General features: G+C 64.2%; 9 protein-coding genes and 1 riboswitch. Of the genes, 8 read left to right on the forward strand and 1 reads right to left on the reverse strand.

The genetic code is table 11. The annotated features are described in order from the left end of the window. Positions 1-261: 261 nt before the first annotated feature. Positions 262-708: a hypothetical protein gene (locus KQH53_08460; protein MCB2226697.1), complete on the reverse strand. Its 447-nt coding sequence runs from the start codon at positions 706-708 to the stop codon at positions 262-264. A gap of 554 nt (positions 709-1,262) precedes the next feature. Here KQH53_08460 and KQH53_08465 point away from each other — a divergent pair. The 8 genes from KQH53_08465 (at position 1,263) to KQH53_08500 (ending at position 16,317) form a co-directional block, all read left to right on the forward strand. Further along, positions 1,263-2,870 carry an efflux RND transporter periplasmic adaptor subunit gene (locus KQH53_08465; protein ID MCB2226698.1) on the forward strand — a complete coding sequence of 536 codons (1,608 nt, stop codon included), beginning with the start codon at positions 1,263-1,265 and terminating at the stop codon, positions 2,868-2,870. A gap of 3 nt (positions 2,871-2,873) precedes the next feature. Further along, positions 2,874-3,560, forward strand: coding sequence for an ABC transporter ATP-binding protein (locus KQH53_08470; GenBank protein ID MCB2226699.1), 687 nt, complete (start codon positions 2,874-2,876; stop codon positions 3,558-3,560). Continuing rightward, positions 3,547-4,794 (forward strand): ABC transporter permease, encoded by a 1,248-nt coding sequence (locus KQH53_08475; GenBank protein MCB2226700.1) that lies wholly within the window; start codon positions 3,547-3,549, stop codon positions 4,792-4,794. The genes KQH53_08470 and KQH53_08475 overlap by 14 nt, the downstream gene beginning before the upstream one ends. Before the next feature lie 207 nt (positions 4,795-5,001). Then, positions 5,002-6,348 carry a TolC family protein gene (locus tag KQH53_08480; protein ID MCB2226701.1) on the forward strand — a complete coding sequence of 449 codons (1,347 nt, stop codon included), beginning with the start codon at positions 5,002-5,004 and terminating at the stop codon, positions 6,346-6,348. A 380-nt stretch (positions 6,349-6,728) separates the two neighbouring features. Beyond that, positions 6,729-9,425, forward strand: coding sequence for a formate dehydrogenase subunit alpha (fdhF, locus tag KQH53_08485; protein ID MCB2226702.1), 2,697 nt, complete (start codon positions 6,729-6,731; stop codon positions 9,423-9,425). A gap of 426 nt (positions 9,426-9,851) precedes the next feature. Then, the gene (locus KQH53_08490) at positions 9,852-13,007 is read left to right on the forward strand and encodes an FAD-dependent oxidoreductase (protein ID MCB2226703.1); all 3,156 of its coding nucleotides are present in this window, start codon (positions 9,852-9,854) and stop codon (positions 13,005-13,007) included. After that, entirely contained in the window at positions 12,997-13,794 is a 798-nt protein-coding gene (locus KQH53_08495; protein MCB2226704.1) for a hydrogenase iron-sulfur subunit, read from the forward strand. The genes KQH53_08490 and KQH53_08495 overlap by 11 nt, the downstream gene beginning before the upstream one ends. Before the next feature lie 576 nt (positions 13,795-14,370). Beyond that, positions 14,371-14,551, forward strand: a riboswitch (cobalamin riboswitch). A gap of 275 nt (positions 14,552-14,826) precedes the next feature. Further along, complete coding sequence (locus KQH53_08500; GenBank protein ID MCB2226705.1) at positions 14,827-16,317, forward strand: hypothetical protein; 1,491 nt, start codon at positions 14,827-14,829, stop codon at positions 16,315-16,317. The last annotated feature ends 180 nt before the right edge of the window (positions 16,318-16,497 follow it).

Consider the following 16,497-nt stretch of genomic DNA (forward strand, 5'->3'; position numbering starts at 1 on the left):
TGGCCTACTGGCCCAAGCTGGCAACCTGGCTCCCCAGCATCGTCTACGACTAGGCAGGTAAGCCCGAAGAAAAAACCAGGCCAGCCGTTGCCGGCTGGCCTGGTTGATAAAGGAACGGGGAGCCAACCGCCGAGGTAGGCTCCCCGTAATTATTCGGCGCCCCCAGCGGGGCTCGAAGCATGTTTTGGGCGCGAGGGGCGGCCCCGGGGGGCGGCTATATCCTGGCCGGTTTCTTTAGCGATCCGCCCCCCCGCGAACCAGCTATGGCAGGGTAAAGGTGACGCTTCCCGAAACACCCTGGCCAAAGGACCCTTTTTTCACCACGTATTGGGCCGGTTTACCACTAAGGTGCTCAACATGGATTTTCCCGGCTTTGAGTTTTGCATGGCAAATCCCCTGCCCCACTCTGTAAACATAGCCAATATTATCCGAGGCATCGGCGTCTTGCTTGTAGATGACGATCTCGCAATCCGGCCCGTACAAAGCCAATTCGTCAACCGGTTCCAATAGAATCCATTTGTCTTGCACCCGGGACGCCTTGCCGTGACGGCAACTGTTCGCCTTGACAAACCAGCCTTCACCGCCGCCTTCAACTATAACGTTCAAGATGTCGCATTGAGCGGTGGGGTCGGCCGACGCCTGGCCGGCAAATCCCAAGGCCAGGCCAAAAATCATGGTCAGGGACAGTAGCGCCGCTTTTATCTTCATGATCGATCCTCTCGTTGTTCAGTTCCCGCGCGGATTCCGGCAAGCAAGAATTATGCGCCACATGCCGCATAGCAGCGCACCTCGAGCCGCCCGACACAGCTCATCACAAGGCTTATGCCTCAATGTCGGCCGGGCCGGCGTCTTTGGCCTTGAAGGTCCCCTTTGTCCTGAAAGTACGGTGAGCAAGCGTTTGGGGCAAGGAGTTTTTCAGCGCAGGGCAGTACACCCCCACAGCGTGTAGACAAAGAAAATTTCACCCAACCCGGCGGTGGGGGCAAGGCGGATACATCTTGCGCGGGCGGCGGAGGCCTGCCGTCCGCGAAAAAACCCCGGCCGCTGGCGCAGAACGGCCTCCGGCAACGCAACCTTGCTTGTGCTTCTGGCAACCCCTCCTGATGATTAACGATGCTGGATCCGCTTCCCAAGGGCCTTGGGAGCTTTGGGCGGCCTGGCCGTGGCGGACTGCCCATGAGGGGTGGCCGCGAACCCGGCCCCATCAGGCCGAGGGGGCCGGTGAAAGACCGCCCACAAGGGTTTCAACAGGACGGGGCGTAATGAAAAAGACTTGGCTAATCTCGGCTGTCCTCCTCGCGGCGGCCCTAGGGCTGGCCGCCCTCCTGATGGGAGGCGGCGAGGGGGACGCGGAAGCTTACCGCACCGTCACCGTGCGCAGGGGCGATATCAAGTCCACGGTGGCCTCCACCGGCAAGCTGGCTCCCCTGCACACCGTGGAGGTCGGGAGCCAGGTGTCGGGCAACATCAAGGAGCTGTATGCGGACTACAACTCGGCGGTCAAAAAGGACCAGGTGATCGCCCTCATCGACCCCGAGATCTACCAGGCCCATGTGAACCAGGCCAAGGCTCAGGTCAAAAAGGCCAGGGTGAACCTGCTCAGGAGCAAAAAGGAGACCGCCGCCGCCCAGGCCGCCGAGAACAACGCCAGGGCTCAACTCTTTGCCGCCCGCGCCGTCTTCCGGGAGGCCGAGCTCGACTACCAGCGCAAGGCCAAGCTCACCAAGCGCGGGGCCATCTCCGCCAGCCAGATGGACGCGGCCCTGGCCCGCAAGGACAACGCCCAGGGGGCGGTGCAAATGGCCCAGGCCAAACTGGTATCCGCCCAGGCCCAGATAGACCAGGCCCTGGCCCTGGAAAAGTTCGCCGCGGCGGAGATCGCCGCCCGGGAGGCGGAACTCCAACTGGCGGCCATGAAGCTGGACTACTGCACCATCCGCTCACCCATTGACGGGGTGGTCATCACCCGCAACGTGGACGCGGGGCAGACCGTGGCGGCGACCCTGCAATCGCCGGTGCTGTTCACCATCGCCGAAGACCTGAAGCACATGCAGGTGGAGGTGGATGTCAGCGAGGCGGACGTGGGCCAGATCAGGCCGGGGCAGGAAGTGGAATTCACGGTGGATGCCTTCCAAGACCAACGGTTTCAGGCCAAGGTCAATCAGGTGCGCAACTCGGCCACCAGTATCCAGAATGTGGTGACCTACAAGATCGTGGCGGACGTGGGCAACGACCAGTTGTTGCTGCGGCCGGGCATGACCGCCAACGTGACCATCGTGCTGGCCACGGTGGGCGACACCCTCAAGGTCCCTAACGCCGCCCTGCGCTTCAAGCCCCCGGGCAGGATAGGCCGGGCCAGGGAAAGCAAGCGGCCCCCCATAAACGAGAGGCCCTTATACAAGAAGATTGTCCAGGCCCTGGCCCTGGACGAGGCCCAGGCGCGGGAGCTGGTCAACATCCTGTCCCGCAGCGAGCAGAAGCTCAAGGCGGCCTATTCCCTGCCGGAGGACAGCCGGGACCTGCCCCAGGCCTTGCGCGCCTTTTTCAGGCAGGTTCTCAGCGAACTCCACAACATTCTGCGTCAGGACCAGTACGCCAAGTTCGCGGCCTTTCGGGCGGCTTTGAAAAAGGTGCGCAAGCGGTCGGACCGAGGCCAAGGCCGCCGCGCCACGATCTACGTGGCCGGAGAAAACGGCCCCATGGCCCTGCCCATACGCGTGGGCATATCCGATGAAACCGAGACCCAGGTGATCGGCGGCGAACTGAAGGCGGGCGACAAGGTGATCGTGGGGCTGGCCTTGGTTTCGGAGCGGGACGCGGCCTCCTCGGGGGGCGGCATGCTCATGAAGTTTTTCCGCAAGGGGAACTAGGCGATGGACGCGCCGGTGATCCGTTTCGCGGGGGTGGCCAGGACATACCCCATGGGAGGGGAAGAGGTCCAGGCACTGCGCGGCGTGGACCTGGAGATCGGGCAAGGCGAGTTGCTGGCCATCATGGGCCCTTCCGGCTCGGGCAAATCCACCATGATGCACATCGCCGGCCTGCTGGACACCCTGAGCCGTGGCAGCTACGAGCTGGAAGGCGAGGACGTCTCCTCCCTTTCCAAGAACCAGCGGGCGGACATCCGCAACCGGCGCATCGGATTCATCTTTCAGAGCTTCAATCTGCTGGCTCGTTGCAGCGCGCTGGAAAACGTGGAGCTGCCCATGCTCTATCACCGTCCCGGCTTGAATCAGCGCCGCGAGCGGGCCCTGGCGGCCCTGGAGGCGGTGGGCATGGCCGACCGGGCCCTTCATCTGCCGCGGCAGCTCTCCGGCGGCCAGCAGCAGCGGGTGGCGGTAGCCCGGGCCTTGGTGAACCGTCCGGCCCTGATCCTGGCGGACGAACCCACCGGCAACCTGGACACCCGCACCGGCCGCGAGATCATCAGGCTGCTGAGCTCCCTGCATGAACAGGGAATCACCGTGGTGCTGGTCACCCACGACCCCGAGGTGGGCCGCGCCATGCGGCGCCGGGTCTTTTTGCGCGACGGCCTGTTGGAAAGGGATGAGGCGTCCTGAGATGGAGATGCTGGGCACCGTCATTCGCCTGGCTCTGCGCGGGCTGCTGGCCTACAAGGCCAGAAGCCTGCTGACCATGCTGGGCATCATCATCGGCATCGGGGCGGTGATCGTGATGATCAGCGTGGGCCGGGGAGCCAACGCCAGCATCCAGAAGCAGATAAGCGACCTGGGGGCCAACATGCTGGTGGTCTACTCGGGCTCCGCCAAAAAGGGCGGGGTCAAGGGCGGCTACGGCAGCAAGCCCACCCTGCGGGTAGGGGACGCCCAGGCCATTGCCCGCGAGTGTCCGGCCGTGGCCGAGGTGACCCACATGACCATGCGCAGCGCCCAGATCGTGGCCGGGGAGAAGAACTGGAACACCTCGGTCTACGGGACCACGGCCAGTTACCCGGTGGTGCGTGACTGGCCCATCCAGGAGGGGGAGTTTCTGACCAACCAGCACCTGCGCTCGGCCTCCAACGTGGCCGTGCTGGGAAGCACGGTGGTGGAGAACCTCTTCACGCCCGGGGAGGCGGTGCTGGGGCGCAAGATACGCATCAGCAACGTCCCTTTCACCATTATCGGCGTCCTGTCGCCCAAGGGGAGCGATCCCCGCGGACGGGACCAGGATGACACCCTCTACGTTCCCTACACCACCTTTTCGCGCAAGCTGCACGGCCGCCGTCTGCCCGGAGTGGTGAGTATCATCTCCCTCTCGGCCCAATCCAAGCGTCTGGTGCCCGAGGCCAAGCGGGAGGTGGAACAGCTGCTGCGGCAGAAACACCGCATTCCGCCCGGGGCGGAAGACGACTTCTCGGTCCGGGCCCTGGACGAATACGCCCAGATGGCCGACAAGACCATGGACATCATGACCATCCTGCTCACCTCGGTGGCGGCCATCAGTTTGGTGGTGGGCGGCATCGGCATTATGAACATCATGCTGGTCTCGGTGACCGAGCGGACCCGGGAGATCGGCATACGCATGGCCGTGGGCGCGCGGGAGCGCGATGTGCTCATCCAATTTCTGACCGAGGCCATGACCATGAGCCTGCTGGGCGGCATTCTGGGCACCCTCCTGGGAGTGGGCGCCGCCAAGGCGGTGGGCTGGATGACCGGCTGGATGAGCCCCATCGACCTGGACGCCATCCTGCTGGCCACCCTTTTTTCCGCCGGGGTCGGGATTTTCTTCGGCTATTACCCGGCCCGCCAGGCCTCGCGCATGGACCTCATTGAAGCGCTGCGCTACGAATAAACGCCCCAAGCCGAGGGAGCCGGCCCGGGTGCATCGGCGAGAGCGAGGGATATGGTGAACCGGAAACCAAAGGCTTCGCAGAGAGCTTTTTCAAAAAGAGACTGGGCTGCCACTGGGCTAGCCTCTTGCCGCAGCGCGAGGGGGCTTGGGTGGTGGCTGAAGCGCATCGCGGGCTCGGGCCGCGGCTGGACCGCCCTGGGGCTCGGCTTGATAATGTTGCTCCTGGCCACCGCCCCGGCCTTGGCCCAGGAGAAGGCGATCCCGGCTCCCGGCCGGGAGATAACCTTGACCCTGGCATTGACCATGGCCCTGGATTACTCGCCCAACATCAAGCAGTACTTGGCGGCCATGGACAAGGCGGCCAGCCAGCAAAAAGAGGCCTTCACCTATTTTCTGCCCTCGTTTTCGACCAGCTACGGATGGCAGAAGACCCAGAACCCGCCCGAGTTCCGCACCGAAACCATCCACGTGGCGGTGAATGAAAACGAAATTTACAAATGGTCCACCGGCCTGAGCCAGCCCCTGTTCACCGGCTTCCGCCTATCAAGTCAATACGAACTGGCCAAGCTGGGGGTGGATTTGGCCGAGGTGAACCTCTTTCTGGCCTACCTGGACGTGGCCTTGAAGGTGAAGGAGCAGTACTTCCTGCATTTGCGCAACATCAAGGGGGTGGAGGTGGCCCGGGAGGCGGTGGGCCAGCTGGAGGCTCAGCTCCAGGTGAGCCGCGACTACCACGAGGTGGGCATGATCCCCATCAACGACGTGCTTAAAACCGAGGTGCGCCTGTCCGACGCCCGCCAGCGTTTGGTCAGCGCCAAGAACGACCGCGCCCTGAGCCGGGCCCGTCTCAACCGCCTGCTGGGCCTGCCCGTGGAGCGTTCCCTCCGGGTCAAGGACATCCTCAAATCCTACCCAATAGAACTGGACTTTCAGAAGTTCCGCCTGGTGGCCCTCAACGAGCGCCCGGAGATAAAGGCAGTGGATCTGCAACTCAAGCAGGCCGACCAGAGCATCAGGAAGGCCCAGAGCGGTTACTACCCCATGGTGAATCTCAAGGCCTCCTACAACTTCACCTCCAACGACGCCACCCTGGGCGATAGCGAATACAACGACCCGACCAACTGGGCAATCACCACCCAGCTGGACTGGGCCTTCTGGGAGTGGGGCCGCACCGCCCATCAGACCAGCCAGCAGCGGGCCGACAAACGCCGCCTGCAAGCAGCCAAACAGGAGCTGGTGGACGAGGTGGCCTTGCAGGTGAAGGAGGCGGCCCTGTTCTTGGGCGAGTCCCAGACCAACATCGTCACAGCCACCACCGGTGTGAAGCAGGCCCAGGAAAACTACCGCGTCACCTTCGAGCTCTATCGCGAGCAGCTGACCACTAACACCGAGCTGCTTGACGCCCAGCTGCTTTTGGCCCAGGCTCGCAACAGTTATTACAACGCCCTGGCCACCTTCAACATTGCCGAAGCCCGTTTGCAGCGGGCCATGGGGCATGGCCTGGCTCGGGTGGGCATCAAACCACCCCGGCCGGACACCAGCGTCTGGCCATGATCCGCCTGGAGCCGGGAACCGGTTTCTCTCTGCAAAGGGCCCCCGCTTAGTGCCGCTCGACAGTAGAAACTTCTATTGAAATATTCGATTTTACTTTCTTGATAAGCCATTCAATAATTTCGCATCTGTCTCACCCCAACCACATGGCGGCTGTCCATGCGACTGTTTTTCGGCTTTACCTGAACCTGCCCCTCGGAGTCTACCCGGGTCAGGTAGGTGGGAAAGCCAACGCCGCGTCTTAAGCTCTTCATTTTTCCCCGGCATAAAAAGCCCGTCCTAGCCTGAACTCCCGGGGTGCCCCGGCTCCGGTAAGCGGTATCGACCAGCAGCCGCCCGGCCGTACGCGGGCCCTTGTCCAAATCCAAGAAGGGAAAAAGAGCATGAGCTCCACCCAGGCAACCATGACCCTAAACGGCGCCACGGTCACCTTCACCCCTGGTCAGACCATCCTGGAGGCGGCCCGCGACCACGGCGTGAAAATACCCACCCTCTGTTATCTCAAGGGCTGCACCCCCACCGGGGCCTGCCGGGTGTGCCTGGTGGAGGTCAAAGGCGCCCGCACCCTGGTGGCCTCCTGCGCCATGCCCGCCGGAGCGGGCATGGAGGTGGAAACCGACACCCCCAAGGTGCGCACCGCCCGCAAGCTGGCCATCGAGATGCTCCTGGCCAGCGGGGACCACAACTGCCTCATCTGCGAGGCCAACGGCGAGTGCTCGCTCCAGGCCCTGGCCTATGAGTACGGGGTGGACGCGGACCGCTTCCCGCCCACCATCCCCGCCGAGCCCCTGATGGATGACAACCCCCTAATCATCCGGGACCAGGCCAAGTGCATCCTCTGCGGCCGCTGCGTGCAGGCCTGCAACGAGGTGCAGGTGAACCGGGCCATCGGCTTCGGCTACCGGGGGGCCCAGGCGCGCATCATCACCACCGGGGACCGCCCCCTGGACCAGAGCGACTGTGTGTTTTGCGGCCAGTGCGTACAGTCCTGCCCCACCGGCGCGCTCAGCGAGAAAAAGGCCAAGGGCCTGGGCCGCCCCTGGGAGACCAGCAAGGTGCGCACCACCTGCCCCTACTGCGGGGTGGGCTGCCAGCTCTGGCTGCACGTGCATAAGGGCCGCATCATCAAGGTCACCGCCGTGGAGGAGGCCCAGCCCAACCGGGGCCGCTTGTGCGTGAAAGGCCGCTTCGGCTACGACTTCGTGCACTCCTCCGAGCGCCTGACCACGCCGCTTATCAAGGAGAACGGCGAGTTCAGGGAGGCCTCCTGGGACGAGGCCCTGGACCTGGTGGCCACTAAGTTCTCGGCCATCATTGCCGAGAGCGGGCCCGACGCCCTGGCCGGGGTTAGCTGCGCGCGCAGCACCAATGAGGACTCCTACAACATGCAGAAGCTCTTCCGGGCGGTGATCGGCACCAACAACATTGATCACTGCGCCCGGGTGTGCCACGCCCCCACCGTGGCCGGCCTGGCCCGCTCCTTCGGCTCCGGGGCCATGACCAACAGCTTCGCGGACTTCGACCAGGCCAAGATGTTCTTCGTCATCGGCTCCAACATGACCGAGGCTCACCCCGTGGCGGCCACCTTTGTCAAAAACGCGGTGATGAACGGGGCCAAGATGGTTTTGGTGGACCCCCGGCGCACCGCCCTGGCTGAGTTCGCCACTTCGCATCTGCCGCTCAAGGTGGGCAGCGACGTGGCCCTGATCAACGGCCTGATGCACGTGCTGATCAACGAAGATCTCTACGACAAGGAGTACGTGCAAAGTTGCACCGTGGGCTTCGAGGAGCTCAAGGCCAAGGTGCTGGAGTATCCGCCCGAGCGGGCCGCGGCCATCAGCGGGGTGAGCGCCGAGCGCATCGTGGAGGTGGCCCGTTTGCTGGCCGCCAACAAGCCGGCCATGCTCATCTACACCCTGGGCATCACCGAGCACACCTGCGGGGTGGACAACGTGATGAGCACGGCCAACTTGCAGATGCTCCTGGGCAACGTGGGCTTCCGCTGCGGCGGGGTGAACCCCTTGCGCGGCCAGAACAACGTGCAAGGAGCCTGCGACATGGGCGCCCTGCCCAACGTGTATCCCGGCTACCAGAAGGTGGACGACCCCGCGGCTCAAGCAAAATTCCAGGAGGCCTGGGGCGTGGAGCTGGACGGCAAGATCGGCCTGATGATGCCGGCCATGTTCCGGGGCCTGAGCGAGGGCAGCATCCGGGGCATGTACATCTTCGGCGAAAACGTGGCCAACACCGAGCCGGACATAACCCACGTGGAGCGCTGCCTGGAGCAGGCCGAGTTCCTGGTGGTCAACGACATCTTCCCCAACGAGACCACCCGCTTCGCGGACGTGGTGCTCCCCGCCGCCGCCTGGGGCGAGGACGAGGGCACCTACACCAACAGCGAGCGCCGGGTCAGCCGGGTGCGCCAGGCGGTGGAAGCCCCTGGCGACGCCAAGCCCAATTGGTGGATCTTCAGGGAGATCGCCCGGCGCATGGGCCAGGAATGGGACAGCGCCTCGGGCCAGGAGATATGGGACAACGAGGTCTCGGCCCTGGCCCCCCAGATGGCGGGCATCAAGTATCGCCGCATCGAGGACGACGGCCTGCAATGGCCGGTGCCCGACCTGGAGCACCCGGGCACGCCCTATCTGCACAAGGAAGGCTGCTTCACCTGCGGCCTGGGCAATCTGGCGGCCCTGGATTGGCGGCCTCCCGCCGAGGTGCCGGACCAGGACTACCCCATGGTGCTATCCACCGGCCGCAGGCTCTACCACTACCACACCCGCACCCAGACCGGCCGCTCCGGCGGGCTCAACCAGCTGCTGGGCGAGGAGACGGCCGACATATCCCCGGCCGACGCGGCCAAGCTGGGCCTGGCCAACGGCGACAAGGTGAAGGTTAGCTCGCGGCGGGGCTCGGTGAAGGTGCCGGCCCGGGTGACCCCCGAAGTGCCGCCGGGCCTGGTGTGGATGGCCTTCCACTTCCGGGAAGGCTGCGCCAACTGGCTGACCAACCAGGCCTACGACCCCATCTCCCAGACCGCCGAATACAAGGCCTGCGCGGTGCGCCTGGAAAAGCTCTAAGCGATTGCCACCCCGCCGCCGGGGAGTCTTCCCGGCGGCGGGCCCATGGCCCAAAGCGATAGGCACCTAGCGGCCACATCGATATTAAGTATTTGACCAAAGGCGGGGCCTTGCGCTGTAATATAGCTATATTATAGCTCCAATCAGGCGGTAGGACATGCCAGTTCGCTTCGGCTTCACTTGAGTGCCCGTGGGCCACGCTACCCGGGCACGGTAGACCGAGAATGCCGAGGCTGTCCTAACCTAGTCCACGGGCCTTCGCCCGCCAGCCTTATTCAATCCTCCCTCCACCTCCCGGGTCGGCCCCCATCGGGGCCCTGGTTCCCTCCGGCGGTTTCGCCGGGACGCGTAGCGATAATTTCAGCCGACGCCCATAAGGCGGCAAGAACCCAAGCAGGCGGCTAGCCCGCCGGGGAAAAACAGACCATGAGTGAGGTGCTCAACGATCAAGTCCGGCAGCTCTGCCGTGGGGCGGAGAACGGCGAGTTCGGCGACGTGATGGTGGTGGGCGGCGGGATATCGGGCATCCAGGCCGCCTTGGACCTGGGCACTGCCGGCTTCAAGGTCTACCTGGTGGACAGCGCGCCCACCATCGGCGGGCACATGGCCCAGCTTGACAAGACCTTCCCCACCAACGACTGCTCCATGTGCATCGAGTCGCCCAAGTTCGTGGAGTGCAACCGCCATCCCAACATCGAGATAATGACCTACACCGAGGTGGATTCGGTGGAGGGCCGGGCGGGCGACTTCACGGTCACCCTGTTCCAGAAGCCGCGCTACATCATCGAGAGCAAGTGCACCGGCTGCACGGTGTGCGTGGAGAACTGCCCGGCCACCTACCCGGACCAGTTCAACCAGGAGATATCGGACAACAAGTCCATCCACATCTACTTCGCCCAGGCCATCCCCCTGAAGCCCTACATCGATCAAAGCTGTCTGTACCTGAAGGAAGGCAAGTGCCGGCTCTGCGAGGCGGTGTGCAAGACCGGGGCGATCGACTTTCACCAGAAGGGCGAGAGGCTCCAGGTCAAGGTGGGGGCGGTGATCCTGGCGGCCGGTCTGGAGCCCTTCGACCCTTCCGGGCGGCCGGAGTATCACTACGGCGAGTTCGCCAACGTGGTGACCAGCATGGACTACGAGCGCCTGCTCTGCGCCACCGGCCCTTACGAGGGCGAGATTCTGCGGGCCTCGGACGGCAAGCACCCCCACAACATCGCCTGGATCCATTGCATCGGCTCGCGCCGGGTGACTCCCGGGGACAACGGCTACTGCTCGGCGGTGTGCTGCACCTACACCCAGAAGCAGGTGATCCTGACCAAGGACCACGACGCGGAGGCCCGCTGCACCATCTTCCACAACGACATCCGCTCCTACGGCAAGGACTTCGAGCGCTTCTACGCTCGGGCCGAGGCTTTGCCGGGCACCCGCTTCATCCGGGCTTACCCCAGCATCGTGCGCGAGGACCCGGAGAGCAAGAACGTGACCCTGCGCTACGCCACCCCGGAAGGGGTCAAGGAAGAGGAGTTTGACATGGTGGTGCTCTCGGTGGGGCTCAACCCGCCCAAGGGCATGACCGCTTTGGCCGCCAAGTGCGGGGTGGAGCTGGAGCCCCACGGATTCTGCCAAAACCAGCCCTTCAACCCCATGCAGACCTCGCGGCCGGGCATCCTGGTCAGCGGCGCCCTGCAAGGCCCCATGGACATCCCCGAGGCGGTGGTCACGGCCAGCGGGGCGGGCTCCCAGTGCGGCCAATTACTCAACTACCGCCGGGGCAAGCTCTCGCGGGAGCGGGTCTACCCGGCCGAGCGCGACGTGTCCCAAGAAGAGCCGCGCATCGGGGTGTACGTGTGCCACTGCGGGGCCAACATTGGGCGCATCGTGGACGTGCCGGGCACCGTGGAGTACGCCAAGAGCCTGCCCCACGTGGTGCACGCCGAGGAGAGCCTGTTCATCTGCTCCACCGAGGCGGCGGCCATGCTGGCCGAGGACATCGAGCAGCGCGGGCTGAACCGGGTGATCGTGGCCGCCTGCACCCCGCGCACCCACGAGCCCCTGTTCCGCGACACCCTCAGGGAAGCGGGCATTAACCAATACTATTACGACATGGCCAACATTCGGGAGCACTGCTCCTGGGTGCACTCCAAGGAAAAGGAAGCGGCCACGGACAAGGCCCAGGACATCATCCGCATGTCCGTGGCCCGGGCCCATTTCCTGGAGGCCCTGCAAGAGTTCGACCTGCCGGTGGACGACCGGGCCCTGGTGGTGGGCGGCGGGGTGGCGGGCATGACCGCCGCCCTGTCCATCGCCGAGCAGGGGCACGAGGTGTTTTTGGTGGAAAAGGCCCCTGAGCTGGGCGGCCTGGCCCGGCGCATCCACCACACCCTGGAGGGCCGGGAAGTGGGGGGCTTTGTGCGCGATATGGCCGACAAGGTCTTCAAGCACCCCCTGGTCCACGTGTACACCAAGGCCGAGATCAGCGAGGCCAGCGGCTATGTGGGCAATTTCTTCACCAAGGTCGTCTCCTCGCGCGGCATCAGCGAGATCCGCCACGGGGCCACGGTGATCGCGGTGGGGGCCGAGCTCTACGAGCCCACGGAATACCTCTACGGCCAGGACCCCCGGGTGATGAACCACCTGGACCTGGAGGACAAGATCGTCGGGCACGATCCCCTGCTGCGCGAGGCCCGAGCGGTGGTGATGATCCAGTGCGTGGGCTGCCGCAACGAAGAGCGGGGCTATTGCAGCCGGGTGTGCTGCGGCGAGTCCATCAAGAACGCCCTGGCCCTCAAAGAGGCCGACCCTGAGCGCGAGGTCTACATCCTCTTCCGCGACATGCGCACCTACGGCTTCAAGGAGGACTATTACCGCGAGGCCAGCGAAAAGGGGGTGCGCTTCATCCGCTACACCCCTGAAGACCCGCCCCGGGTGGAGGCGACGGACGATGACGAGGGCCGGCCCGTGCTCAGGGTGTCGCTGACCGACCCTGTCCTGGCCGAGGAGCTGGCCATAGACGCGGACCTGTTGGCCTTGGCCGCGGCGGTGGTGCCCAACCAGGCGGCCAAGCAGATCGCCCAGATGTTCAAGGTGCAGCTGGGGCCGGACGACTTCTTCCAGGAGGCCCACGTCAAGCTCAGGCCCGTGGACTTCGGGGCCGAGGGGGTGTTCCTCTGCGGCATGGCCCACTACCCCAAGTACCTCTCCGAGACGATCAACCAGGCCTATGGCGCGGCGGGCCGCGTGCTGACCCTCTTGGCCAACGACACGGTGGTGGCCTCGGGCTCGGTGTGCGCGGTGGAGGCGGAGCGCTGCATGGGCTGCGGGGCCTGCGTGGAGGCCTGCGCCTATGGGGCCATCGAGCTCAAGAACACCAAGCAAGGCCCCAAGGCCGAGATCATCCCCATCCTGTGCAAGGGCGACGGCCTGTGCAACAGCAAGTGCCCCACCGAGGCCATCCAGCTGAAGCACTACACCGACCAGGAGCTGTCCCACCAGATACGGGCCGCCCTGCACCAGGAGTTGGACCTGAACCAAGGCGCGGAGCCCGCGCCCCCGGCCGGAAAGGCGGCTTCCCATGGGTGCTAGCGCAAAATTCACTCCCAAGATGGTGGGCATCATCTGCAACTGGTGTTGCTACGGCGGGGCGGACCTCTGCGGGGTCTCGCGCTTCCAATACCCCCCCTACATCCGTCTGATCCGGGTGATGTGCTCGGGCCGGGTGGACATGAAGCACATCCTGGGGGCATTCGCCGAGGGCGCGGACGCGGTGTTCATCGGCGGCTGCCACCTGGACGACTGCCACTACATCACCCACGGCAACTACGAGGCGCTGAGCATGGTGCAGCTCACCCGGCGTTTGCTGGAGCACGCGGGGGTGGAGCCGCGCCGCCTGCGCATCGAGTGGGTCTCGGCCGGGGAGGGCATCCGCTTCGCCAACCTGATGAACGAGTTCGGCCGGGAGATGGAAAAGCTGGGCCCCCTGGGGCAAAGCGAGGGAGTCGAGGCCGGGGAGCTGCAAGCCAGGCTGGGCGAGGTGCTGCGCCTGGTGCCCTACATCAAGATGGCCCAGCGGGAGAAGCTGGCCCTGCACCTGCGCGACAACCCGGCGGACTATGAGCAGCTCTACAGCGCGGAGGAGGTCGAGCGGCTCCTGCGCGAGGTCCCCATTTATGAGATCGACCCGGAGAAGTGCCAGGCCTGCATGATCTGCGCGAAACGCTGTCCGGTGGAGGCCATAACGGGGGCCAAGAAAACCCCGCATGTCATCGACCAGTCCCGGTGCATCAAGTGCGGCACATGTTTGGACGCCTGCCCGCCGCGCTTCGGGGCCATAAAGATGGAGTCCCCCCTATCTGAGGGAAGCCTCCCATAGCACGCATAAGGTGTCCGGAGGTGTTTCAAGGAGAGGCATGCAGGCCTGATAATGGCCAAGAAGCATTAACCTGCCGCCCACTCTTCTGATCAGTCATGAATCACCTCCGTCAAGCAAGTTACTCGCTTGGTTCGGTGTCCGACAAATCTGGGCTGGATCATCTGCCCAGCGGGTTTGTCCTTGAGTTGGCGCTTGGCCCGGCCCAGGATCGGCCCTACCCGTGGAACGCACCATGGCTTGTCCGCCTCGGGTTAAGCCGCGGGAGCCGGCCCCATAGTCCGCATGACCGCCGGCGTCACCCATCCTGCCGCGACCCGGAGCGGGGAACCCTTTGGTTTGTGCGTAAACAACTGGTCATTTTAGGTTATTATGCAAAGCTCCAACCGCACCCCAACCGCTTTGCTTTTATTTGCCACGTGACCGGCCATATAACCGTTCTATAAATTTAGCGTAAATTTATTTGGCCTACCTTTGGCCCCCGCCCTGACGCGCAATGGGGGGAGGCGGTCAATAACCTGTCAATAACAGGTTTTTACTGGAAAGGCCGAAAGATATATTGAATGCTCGCCCCTGTTTTGTTACAAAAAGAAATCCGGTGCCCGCAAGGGCTCAAAAGGGAAGACGGTAACAAGCCGTCGCGGTCCCGCCGCTGTAGCCGGGGACGAACGCCGCGAAATGTCACTGCCGCAAGGCGGGAAGGCGCGGTCAGTAGGGAGATCCGGGAGCCAGAAGACCTGCCGGACAGAACACGAGGACCCGCCATTGCCGCCGCAGACAGCGGTTCATGGGTTCACCATGGCCTATGGTGGAGGGCGCGTCCGGGAGACCAAGCGAAATCAGGGTGCAATCTCCCCAGCCCAAGCAGGGCTGGGTTTTGTTTTTGGCGGGGCGCATAGGCCCCGCGAGGCAAAAGGCGGCTTGGTTGGGTCAGCGCCCGGCCAACCGTCTGCCCGGCCCGAAAACACGGCACAGCCAAGGAATTCAGCGGTAAGACCACGATCCCACAACACATCATTAGGAGAACCACAAGAGATGATGACTAAAAAGAACGGCCTGCTGATAATTTTCACCCTGTTGCTGGCGCTGGGGGCCGGGTCGGCCTTGGCCGACCACCCGGTGGTGCCTTACAACCAGGGCCATCCCATCGCCTTTCCGGTGGTGACCACCTGGGTGGAGCCCCCGCTGGTGATGGCCAAGCCGGTGAACCCGGTGTACGTGCCCACCCTGCCGGGCCTGCTGGCCGGCAAGCCGGCCGTGAACTTCATGGGCGGCAAGATACCCAAGCACGACGGCCTGACCATCAAACAAAGCAAAGTGGCCGGAGGCAAGGTGACCATTCCGGTGGGTGGCTTTGTGTTCAAGTGGGATACCACCCGGGGCATCCTGCCGGTGGTGGGCTCCACTGAGTATGTGTTCGGCCCGGAGAACCTGTGGTACTACGTGGACTACCCTGGCGCGGTGATCGTCAAGGCCACCAACGTGACCCTCAAGAGGGGCGAGAAAAAGGTGGTGGGTGACAATGTCTTCCATTACCTATCGGCCACCGGCCACGGCTGCTTCCGCAACCCGGTGGTGGACCTGCGCACCGAGTCCGGGGTGGCCTGGGACTTCGTGGGCATGGCTCCGGCCACCTTCACCGTGGGCCTGACCAAGCAGGACCCGGGCAAGGACTTGCACTACGGCTATCCCGCGGGCAGCAAGCCCGGCGGCCCGCAAGAGGCGGTGCTGTTGGACTACAACCAGCTTTTCGCCTCGCGGGATAAGATCAGCGGCAAGCAGATCACCCTGGACACCATTTACAGCACCGACTTGCAGACCTGGACCATGAGCCCCACCCTGGCCTTCAAGGGCCGGGTGGCGGACGGCAAGACGGTCAAGGCCGGCGCTTATCAGGTGCAGGTGACGGAGGCCAAAGCCACGCCGGACAAGCAGAGCGCCAAGGTGCGCTTGCTCAAGGACGGCAAGGAGCTGGCCGCCAAGACCCTGGTCTGGCGCCCCAAGGCCGACCGCTACCTCTCGCCCTACAATGTGAAGTGGCAGAAGAATGTGCTGCTCAAGCACGATGGGGTCATCGTGCACCTGCTGGCCGCCCACTACCCCAAGATGTCCAACCCGGTCAACGCCCAGGGAGCCGAGCTGGCGGTGTACACCGATTGCATCGAGGTCAGCGACGGCAAGCCCTGCCCCTGGGACAAGCGCTTCGCCTTGGACTTCCAGCAATGCCCCCAGGGCCACGGCTTTGGCACGGTGTTCTGGAACACCATGCCCATCGTGCTGGACGCCAAGAATCCGGTGTTCAAAGGGCCGGCCGGTTACCTGAGCCTGGTCATCGACAAAATAGAGGGTGACCAAGTCACCTTCCATCTGGCCACGGCCAAGGGCAAATCCCTGGAGTTCACCAAGACCGGCAACGTGGACCTGATCCTGGGTCAGGGGCGGGCCCAAAAGGACCTGATCCGCGATCTGAATCACGCCACCGAGCGCGAGATGTACCGTCAGTTGGAGAAGAGCCGGGCCAAGTAGAGCCCAACCCGCGTGACCAAGACAGAGCCCCCGGCAACGGGGGCTCCGTTCTTTTCTAGGGGCATGCCTCGGCGGGCGGCTGTTCAGGTCCGCCGGGAGGGCGGGAGGTTGCTTGATCCGCCGCCGGCCGCAGGAAGAGATAGACTACATCCTGGCAATAGTAGGGGTGACTAGGGCCCT

This window comes from Desulfarculaceae bacterium (assembly GCA_020444545.1).
Classification (GTDB): domain Bacteria; phylum Desulfobacterota; class Desulfarculia; order Desulfarculales; family Desulfarculaceae; genus Desulfoferula.